Below are 13,683 nucleotides of genomic sequence, written 5' to 3'. Positions count from 1 at the left end.
CGGCCCTGCACCTCGTACACGCTCCGGGTCAACGGCTTCGAACGGCCGGTCAACGACGCGTGGATCGGCGAGAGCCTGCTCTACGTGCTCCGCGAGCGGCTCGGCCTGGCCGGCGCCAAGGACGGCTGCGAGCAGGGCGAGTGCGGCGCCTGCACCGTCCAGGTCGACGGCCAGCTCGTCGCCGGCTGCCTGGTGCCCGCAGCGCTCGCCGCCGACAGCGAGATCGCCACCGTCGAGGGACTCTCCGGCGCCGGCACCGCCAGCGACGTCCAGCAGGCCCTCGCCGAGTCCGGCGCCGTCCAGTGCGGCTACTGCACCCCCGGCCTCGCCATGGCCGTCCACGACCTGCTGCAGCGCAACCACCGGCCCACCGACGTCGAGGCCCGCCAGGCCCTGTGCGGCAACCTCTGCCGGTGCACCGGCTACCGCGGCGTGCTCGCCGCCGTGCAGACCGTCGCCCAGGCCCGCGAGGCCGAACTCGAGGCCGAGCTCACCGCCGCCGAACAGGCCGCGGCCGAGCAGGCCGAGGCCGCGGCCGCCGCCGTACCCGCCGAGCAGCCCCGGCCCGCCGGCCAGCAGTCCGCCGCCGACCTGCCGCTCGCCGGCGAGCTCCCGCTCTACGCCGACTCCGAGCTCTGGGTCGAGGCCGACCAGTACGCCGCCGCCCACCAGGCCCAGGCCCCCGCGGCCCACCCCGCCGCAGGCCCGGCCGACGGCTACGACACCGGCTACTACCAGCCGCCGCAGCCCCCCGAGGGCTACCTCGGCCACGTGCCCGCCCCGGCCGGCCCGCCCGGCCACGAGCCCGCCCCGTACGACACCGGGCACTACGAGGCCACCCCGGCCCACGGCACCGCCCACGACGGACCGGCCCAGGACGCCACGCCCGCGCACGGCACCCCGTACATCCCGACGCCCGCGCACGGCACCTCCTACGAGGCCGCCCCGTTCGGCGCGACCCCGCCGCACGGCACCCCCGTGCACGACACGGCCGGCTACGACGGCGCCCCCGTCTACGAGAGCGGCTACGAGACCGGCCAGGTCTACGTCGGCGGCGCCGGCTACGAGGCCGCCCCCGGCTACGACGCCCCGGTCTACGAGCCCGCTGCCGGCTACGACCCCGCCGGCTACGCCGTCCGGCCCGCGTACGACGGCACCACCCCCGCCCACGGCATCAGGCTCCCCGAGGACGAGAACGCATGACCGCCCCCACCGAGCAGGAGGCCCCGGCGCCCGAACCGTTCGGTCTCGGCAGCTCCCCGCTGCGCACCGACGCCCTCCCCAAGGCCCTCGGCATCTACCCCTACGCCGCCGACCTGTGGGCCGAGGGACTGCTCTGGGGCGCCGTCCTGCGCTCCCCGCACGCCCACGCCAAGATCACCTCGGTCGACACCTCCGCCGCGCTCGCCCTGCCCGGCGTGCACGCCGTCGTCACCGCCACCGACCTGGCCTCCTGCCCGGCCCCCGGCGACCGCCCGGTCCTCGCCGGTGAGGTCGTCCGCCACCACGGCGAGCCCATCGCCGCCGTCGCCGCCGAGACCCCCGACACCGCCCGGCTCGCCGCCTCGCTCATCACCGTCGAGTACGAGCTGCTGGAGGCCGTCACCGACCCCGAGGCCGCCTTCAACGCCGCGCCGCTGCACCCCGACGGCAACCTCTTCCGGCACCTCCCGCTGCGCACCGGCGACCCGGAGGCCGTCGGCGAGTTCGTCGTCGAGGGCCTCTACCAGGTCGGCCGGCAGGACCCGGCCCCCATCGGCGCCGAGGCCGGCCTCGCCGTGCCCCGCCCCGACGGCGGCGTCGAGCTCCACCTCTCCACCACCGACCCGCACGGCGACCGCGACCGCACCGCCGCCTGCCTCGGCCTCGACCCCGACCGGGTCCGCACCGTCGTCACCGGCGTCCCCGGCGCCGCCACCGACCGCGAGGCGCTCTCCTTCCAGGTCCTGCTCGCCCTCCTCGCGCTGCGCACCGGCCGCCCCGTGAAGATGACCCTCACCCGCGAGGAGTCCTTCCACACCCACACCTCCCGGCACCCCGCCCTGCTCCGCTACCGCCACCACGCCGACGCCGAGGGCAAGCTGGTCAAGGTCGAGGCGCAGATCCTGCTCGACGGCGGCGCCTACGCCGACGTCTCCGCCGAGGCGCTCGCCGCCGCGACGGCCTTCGCCGTCGGCCCCTACAACTGCCCCAACGTCTTCGTCGACGCCTGGGCCGTGCGCACCAACAACCCGCCGGCCGGCCGGATGCGCGGCGAGGGCGCCCTGCAGACCTGCTTCGCCTACGAGTCCCAGCTCGACCAGCTGGCCAAGCAGGTCGGCGTCGAACCGCTGGAGATCCGCCGCCGCAACGCCATGGCCACCGGCGACCCGCTGCCCACCGGCCAGGCCGTCACCTGCCCGGCCCCGGTCGAGGCCCTGCTCGACGCCGTCACCGAACTCCCGCTGCCCGCCCTCCCGGTCGACGACCCGGAGGCCGAGTGGCTGCTCCCCGGCGGGCCCGGCGGCGCCGGCGACCCGGCCGCGGTGCGCCGCGGCATCGGCTACGCCGTCGGCATGGTGCACATGCTCGGCGCCGAGGGCGAGGACGAGGTCTCCACCGCCACCGTCCGGGTCAGCGGCGACCACGCCACCGTGATCTGCGCCGCCGTCGACGCGGGCCAGGGCTTCGCCACGCTCGCCCGGCAGATCGTGCAGAGCGTGCTCGGCGTCTCCGAGGTCTACGTCGCCCCGGTCGACAGCGACCAGTCGCCGGCCGGCCCGTCCGCCCGCGGCCGGCACACCTGGGTGTCCGGCGGCGCCGTGGAGAAGGCCGCACTGATGGTCCGCCACCAGCTGCTGCAGCCGATCGCCGCCAACTTCGGCATGTCGGTCGAACTGCTCTCCATCGCCGACGGCAAGATCACCTCGTACGACGGCGTGCTCGGCATGCCCGTCGCCGAGGCCCTGGAGGGCAAGGAGCTCTGGGCCACCGCCCAGTGCCGCCCGCACCCCACCGAGCCGCTGGACGAGAACGGGCACGGCGACGCCTTCGTCTCCATCGCGTTCTGCGCGATGCGGGCCGTCGTCGACGTCGACATCGAGCTCGGCGCCGTCCGGGTGGTCGACGTCACCGTCGCCCAGGACGTCGGCCGGGCGCTGAACCCCCGCCAGATCGAGGACCGCATCGAGGGCGCCGTCGCCCAGGGCATCGGCCTCGCCCTGATGGAGAACCTCCGCACCGAGGGCGGCCGGCTCGCCAACGCCTCCCTCACCGGCTACCGGCTGCCCACCGCGCTCGACACCCCCGACATCCGGATCGCCTCGCTGCTCGAGGAGCGCGACGTGGTCGCGCCCTTCGGTGCCAAGGCGGTGAGCGGCGTCCCCGCGGTCGTCGCCCCGGCCGCGGTCGCCGCCGCCGTCCGCGCCGCCACCGGCATGCCCGTCGGCCGCCTCCCGATCCTCCCCGAGGACGCCACCGTCACCGGCTGACGCACCGCCGCCCGAGGGGCGCGCTGGGGTTGAGGGAGAGTCAGTACACCGCCGGACAGACGATACGATCGAAGCTGCCCTGATCACGGGGGCGTGACGACAACGTACGGGCAGCAGCAGACGACTGACGGGGTAGTGATGACGCTGACCAGGGCCATGCGCGCGCTTGGCGCCACGACATTGGCAGGTGCACTGCTGCTGACGGCCGCCCCCGGGGCGGCCGCGGACCAGGTGCGGGACGGCCAGTGGGCCAACCAGTACTTCCAGCTCGAGAAGGTCTGGTCGGTCACCAAGGGCGAGGGCGTGACCGTCGCCGTCATCGACAGCGGCGTCGACGCCACCCACCCCGACCTCACCGGCCAGGTCCTGCCGGGGTACGACGAGAGCGGCAAGAACCTCAACACGAAGCCGACGGACCCGCACGGCACCGGTATGGCCGCGGAGATCGCAGGCCGTGGACACGGGAGCAACGCTGGTGTCGTCGGCCTGGCGCCCGGCGCCAAGATCCTCCCGGTGTACAAGGGCGACGCGCAGGGCTCCGACGCCATTCCCCAGGGCCTGCGCTGGGCCGTCGACCACGGCGCCAAGGTGATCAACATCTCGCAGGGGTCGTCACTCGAGAACCCCGACATGCCGGCCGCGATCGCCTACGCCTACCAGCACGACGTCCTGGTCGTCGCGGCCGCGGGCAACAACGGTTCGGTGGTCGACAACCCTGCCAATCTGCCGGGTGTGCTCGCGGTGGCCGCGGCCGACAAGAGCGGCGAGATCTGGGCCGACTCCAGCTTCGGGCCCGAGATCCGGCTGGCCGCCCCCGGCGTCGGTATCGTCACGGCAGGCAAGTGCGGCTCCAGCCAGTACTGCCTGGGCAGCGGTACCTCGGACGCGGCCGCCTACGTGTCCGGTGCGGCGGCGCTCGTCCGCGCCAAGTTCCCCACGCTGACGGCCGGCCAGGTGGCCAACCGACTGGCCAAGTCGGCAGCCGTTCCGCCGTCCGCCAGTGGTGCGAAGCTCCCCGATCCACACTTCGGCTACGGTGTCATCCGGCCTTACGAAGCGCTCACCATGGACATCCCGGCCGGCAGCCCGGAGGGGCCGCTGACCAAGCCCGAGGGTGCGGCCGCGCCCGGTACCGCATCGCCCGGGGCGGTGGTGCCGAAGCCGAAGTCGACCAGCAGCTTCTCGGGCATCACTCCGCTGCACGTGGTCGCCGGCGCTGCCGTCCTGGTGGTGCTCTTCGTGATCGTGGTCGTCGTGGCCACCCGCAGCCGCCGCAGGCCGCCGAACGGCCCGGTGCCGCCGCAGGGCCCCGCACCCTACGGTGCTGCGCCCGGCTGGCCGCCGGCCCAGCAGCCCTACGGGACGCAGCCCCCGCCCCCCGGTCACCCCCAGCAGCAGCCGTACCAGAACCCGTACCAGGGCGGTAATCCGCCGCGATGACGGTGTGTCAGTACACGGCCTAGAAGCGATACGATCGGATGCCCTGTCAGGGCGTCATGCCCCGTTGACGACGGGGTGCAGCAACAACGGGGAAGTACGGACTCCAGGGGGAGGAGTGACATGGCCGACGGATACCGCGTCAACACCGGCGAGCTGGAAGCCGTCGTGAAGCGCCTGCGGGCCCTGCAGCAGGGTCTGAGCGAGTGCGGCAACAAGGCGAAGTACAACACGGTCCTCGTCAGCGACGACTTCGGCGCGAACTTCGACGAGGCGAAGAAGCTCTTCGCCGCGCACTCGCAGATGCAGCAGTTCCTGAGCCAGCACATCCAGGAACTCGACTCGCTGATCAACGACTTCGGGGACAAGACGCACGCGGTCACCACCGCGTACCGGACGCGCGAGGACGAGTTCGTCGCCTCGACGAAGTCGATCCAGTCCGGGGGAGCGTGACATGAGCAAGTTCGAACACGAGGACCTGATCCCGCTCAAGCGGATGATCGAGCACTCCCGGCCGGAGCGCCTCCACGAGGTCAGCCAGCACTGGACCAACGTCCAGAAGGAGCTGGAGCAGGCGATCACCGACCTGCAGCGCGCCGTCCAGCACGCCACGGCGAACTGGGAGGGCGCTGCCGCCGACGGCTTCACCAAGCGGGCGACCCTGCTGCAGTCCAGCATGACCAACACGGCCGCCCACGCCCAGAACACGTCCGCCGCCATGAAGTACGCCGGTCAGGCGCTGCAGCAGGCCAAGGAGACCATGGCGCAGATCAAGGTGCCCAGCACCTTCGATCGCGGGGTCAAGCTGGTCGGTGACGGCTTCGACCGCTCCGACGCCCAGTTCAAGGCCGACCTGGCGGGCGGCATGGACCGGATCAGCGCGGTCAACAAGAACTACGGCGAACTGTCCGCGACCGAGATCTCCCACCAGTACGCCATCGGCGTCATGGAGCACCTGGCCCCGCAGTACACGCAGGCGGCCGGGTACCTCAAGACGCCGATGAAGAACGATCGCCACGAGCCTCCGACGGAGTACCCGCCCCAGCCGGAGAACCCCGTCCCGCCGAACACCGTTTGCCCGCCGCCCGTGCCGCCGAAGTACCCGAACGGCGTGCCGGACGACCGGTCGGACAAGCCGGGGCAGGTCGACCCGCAGGGGCCGAAGCAGCAGATCCCGCACACGCCGGCGATCCCGACCCCGCTGCCGGGCGACCGGCCGCCCGGCAGCACACCGGGGATTCCGACCGGCCCGGTCAACCCGCCGAGCACCAACATCGACAGCCTGCCGCCGGTCGGGACGCACCCGACCCCCGGCGGCGGCGGTACCGGCACGCTGCCCACGAGCCCCGGTGGTGGCGGCGGTCTCGGCGGCGGCAACCTCGGCGGCGGTGGCGGCATCGGCGGCGGAGGCATGATCCCGGGCGGCCTCGGCGGCGGTGCGCTGCCCGGCCGCGGCGGCACGGCCGGCGGCGCCGGTCGCGGCGGTGCCACGGGCCCCGGCGGCCGGACCGGCGGCGGCGCGGGTGGTGCCGGTACCGGTGGGGGCACCGGCCGGCCGGGGATGCCCGGCATGGGCGGCATGCCCGGTGCGGGCGCGGCCGGAGCCGGCGGCAAGGGTGCCGGCGGCAAGGGCGGCAGCGGTCTGGTCCGTCGCGGCGGCGGTGTGATCGGCGGCGCCAAGGGCGGCACCGGCGGCCGCGCGTTCACCGAGGGCGGCTCCGGCATCGGCAAGGGCCGGGCCGGGCAGGGCGGTGCCCCCGGCGGCGGCTTCCACGGCGGCAACGCCGCGACCGGCAAGAAGAAGGACAAGAACAACGGTCAGCGCCCCGACTACCTGGTCGAGGACGAGGAGACCTGGCGCGGCGGCTCGGCCAACCCGCCGGTCATCGACTGACCTGCAGGCCGACGGCGCGGGCCGGCCCGGACAACCGGGTCGGCCCGCGCCGTTTCCATGTGCGCGGGGGAATTCTGGAATCCCATCGGACGGAAAAGGAAATGCCGCACCGCCGGGCGGCGGAATTCGCCGTCCGGTGGCGCGGAAATGGAGGCCGTGGCGGGAATTGAACCCACGTAAACCGCTTTGCAGGCGGCTCCCTGAACCACTCGGGCACACGGCCGGGGGGTGACGGAGATGCCCGTGCGGGCCCGTCATGAGAGGGGTGGAGCGGTGCGCGCGTCAGGCGCAGCAGGAACAGCGACAGCCGGGACAACGGGCGGCACAGGTGCGGGGCGCTGCGATCGCCGCCGTCTTCCTGTTCATGGCCGACTCCTGTCGTCACTGTCGTGGTGGCGAGCCCTTTTCGGGCCCCGCCGTGCTGGTGAATTCATCTTATGGGGTGCGGGCGGGGGTGCGTCAATATTCGAGTATGAATTCCGCGTGTCGTCCTGTGTTACGTTCGAGGGGAGGCGCGGACCTGCGCCCCGGACGAGGTGCGTCGTACCCGGCAGGACAAGACGGCGCGGTACTGCGGCGGCAGCACAAGAGCTGCCGCCCCTTACTGCGGAGGTGCCGTCGTGGCCTGGCTGGTGTTGATCGTCGCGGGTGTGCTGGAGACCGTCTGGGCGGTGGCGCTGGAGGCGACCAAGGGGTTCTCGCGCCCGCTGCCGACCGTGGTGTTCGCCGTGGCGCTGGCGCTCTCGATGGGCGGCCTCGCCGTCGCGCTGCGGAGCATCCCGCTGGGGACGGGCTACGCCGTCTGGGTGGGCATCGGCGCGGTCGGCACGGCGCTGTACGGAATGACGGTGCTGGGCGACGCGCTGACGGCGGCCCGGGTGTCCTGCCTGCTGCTGATCCTCGGCGGGGTGCTCGGGCTGAAGGTGCTGCACTGAGCCGCGGGGGCCGACGGAGGTCCTAGATCGGAGGGCGGAGACGATCACCTCCTCCGGGTCAGGAGTCACATGGCCGTGAGCGCCTTACGATGGCAGGCATGGCCACCACCTCCTCATCGACCCCGGTCGACCGCGCTGCCCCCGTGCCCGACGCCGACTCCGTCGGCGGCGTGATGAGCGGCCCCTACCGGGCGCTGACCCTGGGGATCGTCTCGGTGGTCCTGCTGCTGGCCTTCGAGGCGACGGCGGTGAACACGGCCATGCCGGTCGCCGCCCGCCAGCTGGACGGCCTGGGGCTGTACGCCTTCGCCTTCTCCGGCTACTTCACCACCACGCTGTTCGCCCTGGTGGTGTCCGGCCAGTGGTGCGACCGCCGCGGGCCGCTGGCGCCGCTGTTCACCGGCATAGCCGTCTTCGGGACGGGCCTGGTGGTGGCGGGCACCGCGGTCGGCATGTGGCCGTTCGTCGCGGGCCGGGCGATCCAGGGTCTGGGCGGCGGCCTGGTCATCGTCGCGCTGTACGTGGTGGTCGGACGGGCCTTCCCGGAGCGGCTGCGGCCCTCGGTGTTCGCGGCGTTCTCGGCGGCCTGGGTGCTGCCCTCGATCGTCGGGCCGCTGGTCGCCGGCGCGGTGACCCAGCACCTCGGCTGGCGCTGGGTGTTCCTGGCGGTGCCGGCGCTGATCGTGCTGCCGCTGCTGGTGATGGGCCCGGCGCTGCGCCGCGCCGAGCGGGCCCAGCCGCCGCTGCGCCCCGCCCCCTTCGACCGGCGCCGGACGTGGTGCGCGGCACTGGCGGCGCTCGGCGCCGGGCTGCTCCAGTACGCGGGCCAGCGCCTGGACGCGGTGGGCCTGGTGCCGGCCGCGGTGGGTGCGGCGCTGCTGCTGCCGGCCGTGGTGCAGCTGCTGCCGCCGGGCACGCTGCGGGCGGCCCGCGGGCTGCCGACGGTGATCCTGCTGCGCGGGGTCGCGGCGGGTGCGTTCTTCGCGGCGGAGGCGTTCGTGCCGCTGATGATGGTGACCCAGCGCCACCTGTCGCCGACCCTGGCCGGCCTGACCCTGACCAGCGGCGGCCTGTCCTGGGCACTCGGTTCCTGGCTGCAGGGGCGGTCGTGGGCGGACCGGCACCGGGAGGCGCTGATCCGGGCGGGCTTCGTGCTGACCGCGGTGGCGATCTCGGGTGCCGCGCTGGTGCTGGTGCCGGCGGTGCCGGCCTGGGCGGCGGCGGTGGCCTGGGCGGTCGGCGGTGTCGGCATGGGCCTGGCGGTGGCGAGCATCAGCGTGCTGATGATGAAGCTGTCGGCGCCGGAGGACACCGGCGCCAACTCGGCGGCGGTCCAGCTGAGCGACGCGCTGGGCAACGTGCTGCTGATCGGTCTGGCCGGCGTGCTGTTCGCGGGCCTGGGCGGCGGTTCGGCGGCCGCCGCCCAGGACGCCTCGGCCCCGGCCGGCGCGTTCGCGGTGATCTTCCTGGTGATGACCGGGGTGGCACTGCTGGGCGCCCTGGTGTCCGGCCGGACGTCGACGGACCGCAAGGCTGTCGCCGCCTAGGAGTTCGTCCTCGAAGGCGCTCGGACCGGTCCAGTGGCGTGTGGGGCCCGGTTTCAGGAGCCGGCGGGGCCGCCGAGGAAGGACTGCCAGCCGCCGGACGGGGACTCGCCGGGGCCGAGCGACTGCAGCTTGCGCAGCACCGCCGGGTCCTGGACCTCCAGCCACTCGACCAGCTGCCGGAAGGACACCAGCCGCACCTCGGGCTTGCCCGCGATCGCCTTGAGGGCCTCCTCGACGGCGTTCATGTAGATGCCGCCGTTCCACTGCTCGAAGTGGTTGCCGATGACCAGCGGGGCCCGGTTGGTGTTGTACGCGCGCTCGAAGCCGGCGAGGTAGGAGTCCCGGGCCTGGTTCTGCCAGGCGCCGTACTGCCCGGAGTCGCCCTTGGTGCTGCTGCCGGACTGGTTGTACATGATGTTGTAGTCCATCGACAGCACCTGGAAGCTGTGCCCGGGGAACGGGACGGACTGCAGCGGGAGGTCCCACAGCGCCCCGCCCTGGAACTTCTGCGGCCACACCTGGAGGCCGCCGGGGCCGCTGCTGTCGTACTTCCAGCCGCGCTTGGCGGCGGTCGGGAGCAGCCCGCGCTGGCCCTCCAGACAGGGGGTGCGGCCGCCGATCAGCTCCTTGCGGTAGTCGAAGGGCAGTGCGGGTAGGTCGGTGAAGCCGGTGTTGGTCCGCCAGTTCATGACGAAGTCCATGGCCTGCTGGATCTCGCTGTCCCAGTCCTCGGGCGACCAGCGGCCGCCGCCGGTGGGGCCGCAGAAGTGGCCGTTGAAGTGGGTGCCGATCTCGTGGCCCTCCAGCCAGGCCTCGCCCACCTGACGGACGGTCTCCCGGATGTGGTCGTCGCTCAGGTAGCCGATGTCGGAGGCGCCGACCGGGTGCTGCGGCGGCCGGTACAGCTCCCGCTTGGACTCGGGGAGGGTGTAGATGCCGCTGAGGAAGAACGTCATCCGGGCGTCGTGGTCCCGGGCGAGCTTGCGGAAGCGGCTGAACAGCCCGTTGTCGAGCTCGCCGGCGCCGTCCCAGGAGAACACCACGAACTGCGGGGGCCGCTGGCCGAGCTCCAGTGGTACGGCCTCCGGCTGGTTCGGTTGCGGTCCCGAGTCGGAGGTCGACCCGTCGCCGATCAGCGACGCGGGCGGCTTGGGGGTGTCCGAGCCTGCTGCTCCCGAGGCCCGGACGGGAGGCGCCGCCTGTTCGCCGCCGTCGGAGCGCTTGCCCGCACAGCCGGCGGCGAGAGCGGCCGCGGTGGCGGCGCCGCCGGCCAGGAGTGTCCTGCGGGAGAGAGCGTCCATGGTCGTCTCCGTTCGGGGAGTGTCTGTTCGCAGCGGGACCGCGTGGGCTGACAGTCCGACAGTCGGATCGACGGTCCGGGGTGGGTTGCGGCCCACAGCATGGCATGTCGGAGCCGCTGCGCCGGGGAACGCGGAACGGACCCGGCGGGGTCGGCCGAAACGCTCGCCCGTTCGGACCATCGCACCGGGTCACCCGGTGGCGGAGCCGGGCTGAGCCGACGTCAGATGGTGGGAAGCCGTCCCCCGCACCGACGCCCGGAGGTCCCGTACGCCATGTGGCAGTCGCTGCTCGACGCGTACCGGGATCGGATCGTCGACACCGGGCGGGAGCCGCTGTTCCTGCTGCTGGTGGGGCTGCTGGCCTCCTTCCTGTTCATCCGCTTCAGCGTCCGGATGATCCGGCGCGGCACCAGCTGGTGGCCCGGCAACGTCACCCCCGGCGGCCTGCACATCCACCACGTGGTGTTCGGCCAGGCGCTGCTGCTGATCTGCGGGGTGGGCGCGTTCACCGTCCGCGGCGACGGCGGGCACCTGTGGAACGTGCTCGCCGTCGGCTTCGGGATCGGCGCCGGCCTGGTCCTCGACGAGTTCGCCCTCGTGCTCCACCTGCAGGACGTCTACTGGAGCGAGGAGGGCCGCAAGTCCGTCGACGCGGTGATCCTGGCGGTGGTGGTCATCGCCCTGCTGCTGCTCGGCGAGCTGCCGCTCGGCGGCTTCAGCTCCCACCTGACGCCCGGACAGCTGATCGGCGCCGGGGTGCTGCTGATCCTGGTCGCGATCACCCTGTTCAAGGGCAAGATCTGGACCGGCCTGCTCGCGGTGATGCTGCCGCCGCTGGCGATGGTCGGCGCGGTCCGGCTGGCCCGCCCGCAGAGCCCGTGGGCGCGCTGGCGCTACCGCACCCGCCCCAAGCGGATGGCCCGCGCCGAGCGCCGCGAGAACCGCATCCACCGGCGGATCGTCGACGTCAGGACCTCCTTCTACAACGTGCTGGCCGGCGCCCCCGACGCCGCCGCCGTGGAACCGGCCACCGCCGAACCCACCGCCGGACCCGCGGCCGGACCCGCACCCGCCGACACGCCTTCCGCCGCCCCGCCCACCCCCCGCCCCGCGCCCGAGGCGGCCCCGGCCGCCGCGCAGCCCCGCCGCCCGGCACCGGCGAAGCCCGCCGCCTCCGCCCCCGCCCCCGAACTCCGCCCGGAGCCGCCGGTGCCCGCCTGGCGCCGTCGCTTCGCCACCGGCGCCGAGTGGTACGTCCGGGTGGTCGCCCTGCTCAACCTGGTCGCCGGGATGATCGAGCCGTTCCGCCAACAGGTCCAACGGGCCAACCGGGGCGACTTCTTCACTCCCGTCCTGGTCGCCTCCGGCTTCACCGGCGCGCTCTTCGCCGGACTGCTCGCCGTCATGCTGCGCCGCCGCAAGCGGGCCGCCTGGATCGTCACCACCGTCCTGGTCGCGCTGTACACCGCGCTCTTCGCCCTCGCGCTCGCCTACCCCGACTACCGCGAACACCCCTTCAACTGGATCTCCGCCCTGATCACCGTCGCCCTGCTCGCGGCCCTGCTGATCGGCCGGCCCGTCTTCACCGCCCGCGGCACCCGAGGCAACGTGCTGCTGGCCGCCGTCGTCCTGGTGGCCGGCGGCGCCCTGCTCACCGTGCTCGGCGCCGCCGTCGTCCGCGCCACCTACCCCGGCACCCCGCCCGACTGGGGCGACGCCTCGCTGTACGTGCTGCTGCGCCTGCTCACCCTCTCCGGGGTCGTCCAGGTCGCCGACGTCGACGTGCCCGGCTGGGTGGACCTGGGGATCAACCTGCTCGGCGCGGCCCTGCTGCTGGTCGCGCTGCGGGTGCTGTTCCGCTCCCCGCGCGGGCGCGTCGAGCAGCAGCCCGACGACGAGCGGCGGCTGCGCGAACTGCTGGCCCGGCACGGCGCCCGCGACTCGCTCGGTTACTTCGCGCTCCGCCGCGACAAGGCGGTCTGCTGGTCGCCGTCCGGCAAGGCCGCCGTGCTGCACCGTGTCGTCAACGGCGTCGCCCTCGCCTCCGGCGACCCGATCGGCGACCCCGAGGCCTGGCCGCAGGCGATCGAGGTGTGGCACCGCCAGCTGCGCGAACAGGGCTGGATCCCGGCCGTCACCGGCGCCGGGGAGGCCGCCGCCACCACCTACACCCGGGTGGCCGGGCTGCGCGCCCTGGAGTTCGGCGACGAGGCCGTGGTCGAGACGGCGGGCTTCACCCTGGAGGGCCGCACCATGCGCCCGCTGCGGCAGGCGCACAGCCGGGTCCGGAAGGCCGGCTACCGGGCGGTCGCCCGCTACCACCGGGACGTGCCCCCCGAGCAGATGGCCGACCTCGTCCGGCTCGCCGACGCCTGGCGGCACGGCCGCACCGAACGCGGCTTCTCGATGGCGCTCGGCCGGCTCGGCGACCCGGCCGACGGCGACTGCCTGATGATCGAGTGCCGGGACGAGAACGACCGCACCTGCGCCCTGCTCAGCTTCGTGCCCTGGGGCGAGCACGGGCTCTCCCTCGACCTGATGCGCCGTGACCGGGAGTCCGACAACGGCCTGGTCGAGTTCATGGTCACCGAGCTGCTGCTGCGCGGCGCCGCCGGCGAACTGCCGGTCGTCCGGGTGTCGCTGAACTTCGCGATGTTCCGGGCCGTCTTCGAGGAGGGCGCCCGGCTCGGTGCCGGGCCGGTGCTCCGGCTGTGGCGGGCGGTGCTGCGGTTCTTCTCCCGCTGGTGGCAGCTGGAGTCCCTCTACCGGGCCAACGCCAAGTACCGGCCCGAGTGGCATCCCCGCTACATGCTCTACGAGAAGTCCACCGAGCTCTTCGCGATCGGCTTCGCCAACGCGCTCGCCGAGGGCTTCCTCACCCGTCCCCGGCTGCCCGCCGTCCGCCGCCGCCGACCGGAGGCTCACCTGGACGGGGCAGCGGCGGATGCCCCGGGCGGCTGACAGCCCTTCACTTGAGACGGACCGCGGACCGCGGACCCGACCGGACGGGAGCACGGGTGGGCGGACAGCACAGGAGCCCCTGGTCGGGCACGCTGGCGGCCGCCGCCGCGCTGGTGCTCGGCGCCTGGATGCTGCACG

8 protein-coding genes, 1 tRNA gene, 1 pseudogene and 1 riboswitch are annotated in these 13,683 nt (G+C 73.9%); of the genes and pseudogenes, 8 read left to right on the top strand and 2 right to left on the bottom strand.

The genetic code is table 11. The annotated features are described in order from the left end of the window. Nucleotides 1-12: 12 nt before the first annotated feature. The 5 genes and pseudogenes from AB0M03_RS02905 to AB0M03_RS02885 form a co-directional block, all read left to right on the top strand. Nucleotides 13-474, top strand: a pseudogene (locus AB0M03_RS02905) ((2Fe-2S)-binding protein); the annotation flags it as partial. Nucleotides 475-1,199: 725 nt separating this feature from the next. Then, on the top strand, nt 1,200-3,470 hold the full coding sequence (locus tag AB0M03_RS02900) for a xanthine dehydrogenase family protein molybdopterin-binding subunit (RefSeq protein WP_363487674.1): 2,271 nt from the start codon (nt 1,200-1,202) through the stop codon (nt 3,468-3,470). Nucleotides 3,471-3,608: 138 nt separating this feature from the next. Beyond that, nucleotides 3,609-4,910 carry a S8 family serine peptidase gene (locus tag AB0M03_RS02895; protein WP_363487672.1) on the top strand — a complete coding sequence of 434 codons (1,302 nt, stop codon included), beginning with the start codon at nt 3,609-3,611 and terminating at the stop codon, nt 4,908-4,910. A gap of 120 nt (nt 4,911-5,030) precedes the next feature. After that, a complete protein-coding gene (locus AB0M03_RS02890; RefSeq protein ID WP_363487670.1) occupies nt 5,031-5,360 on the top strand; it encodes a hypothetical protein in 330 nt (109 codons plus the stop codon). Nucleotide 5,361: 1 nt separating this feature from the next. Continuing rightward, nucleotides 5,362-6,801: a WXG100 family type VII secretion target gene (locus AB0M03_RS02885; protein ID WP_363487668.1), complete on the top strand. Its 1,440-nt coding sequence runs from the start codon at nt 5,362-5,364 to the stop codon at nt 6,799-6,801. 148 nt (nt 6,802-6,949) lie between these two features. Here the strand turns inward: AB0M03_RS02885 and AB0M03_RS02880 are convergent. Further along, a tRNA-Cys gene (locus tag AB0M03_RS02880) sits at nt 6,950-7,024 on the bottom strand. Nucleotides 7,025-7,308: 284 nt separating this feature from the next. Beyond that, a riboswitch (guanidine-III (ykkC-III) riboswitch) is annotated at nt 7,309-7,371 on the top strand. A gap of 50 nt (nt 7,372-7,421) precedes the next feature. On the opposite strand from AB0M03_RS02880, the gene AB0M03_RS02875 reads away from it, so the two are divergent. Together AB0M03_RS02875 and AB0M03_RS02870 are read left to right on the top strand one after the other, a co-directional pair. Next, complete coding sequence (locus AB0M03_RS02875) at nt 7,422-7,736, top strand: SMR family transporter (RefSeq protein WP_363487666.1); 315 nt, start codon at nt 7,422-7,424, stop codon at nt 7,734-7,736. Nucleotides 7,737-7,834: 98 nt separating this feature from the next. Continuing rightward, a complete protein-coding gene (locus tag AB0M03_RS02870; protein ID WP_363487664.1) occupies nt 7,835-9,283 on the top strand; it encodes an MFS transporter in 1,449 nt (482 codons plus the stop codon). A gap of 53 nt (nt 9,284-9,336) precedes the next feature. Here the strand turns inward: AB0M03_RS02870 and AB0M03_RS02865 are convergent, their stop codons facing one another. Then, complete coding sequence (locus AB0M03_RS02865) at nt 9,337-10,584, bottom strand: hypothetical protein (RefSeq protein ID WP_363487662.1); 1,248 nt, start codon at nt 10,582-10,584, stop codon at nt 9,337-9,339. Between the two features lie 273 nt (nt 10,585-10,857). Here AB0M03_RS02865 and AB0M03_RS02860 point away from each other — a divergent pair, with 273 nt between their 5' ends. Then, complete coding sequence (locus AB0M03_RS02860) at nt 10,858-13,545, top strand: phosphatidylglycerol lysyltransferase domain-containing protein (RefSeq protein ID WP_363487660.1); 2,688 nt, start codon at nt 10,858-10,860, stop codon at nt 13,543-13,545. Nucleotides 13,546-13,683 lie beyond the last annotated feature (138 nt).

Origin of the sequence: Kitasatospora sp. NPDC051914 (assembly GCF_040680995.1) — a bacterium.
Lineage (GTDB): Bacteria > Actinomycetota > Actinomycetes > Streptomycetales > Streptomycetaceae > Kitasatospora.
This window is presented reverse-complemented; position numbering and strand designations above follow the sequence as displayed.

Coding starts and splice junctions, on each gene's coding strand:
- AB0M03_RS02900 (WP_363487674.1), top strand. CDS start 1,200: ATGACCGCCCCCACCGAGCAGGAGGCCCCGGCGCCCGAACCGTTCGGT.
- AB0M03_RS02895 (WP_363487672.1), top strand. CDS start 3,609: ATGACGCTGACCAGGGCCATGCGCGCGCTTGGCGCCACGACATTGGCA.
- AB0M03_RS02890 (WP_363487670.1), top strand. CDS start 5,031: ATGGCCGACGGATACCGCGTCAACACCGGCGAGCTGGAAGCCGTCGTG.
- AB0M03_RS02885 (WP_363487668.1), top strand. CDS start 5,362: ATGAGCAAGTTCGAACACGAGGACCTGATCCCGCTCAAGCGGATGATC.
- AB0M03_RS02870 (WP_363487664.1), top strand. CDS start 7,835: ATGGCCACCACCTCCTCATCGACCCCGGTCGACCGCGCTGCCCCCGTG.
- AB0M03_RS02865 (WP_363487662.1), bottom strand. CDS start 10,584: ATGGACGCTCTCTCCCGCAGGACACTCCTGGCCGGCGGCGCCGCCACC.
- AB0M03_RS02860 (WP_363487660.1), top strand. CDS start 10,858: ATGTGGCAGTCGCTGCTCGACGCGTACCGGGATCGGATCGTCGACACC.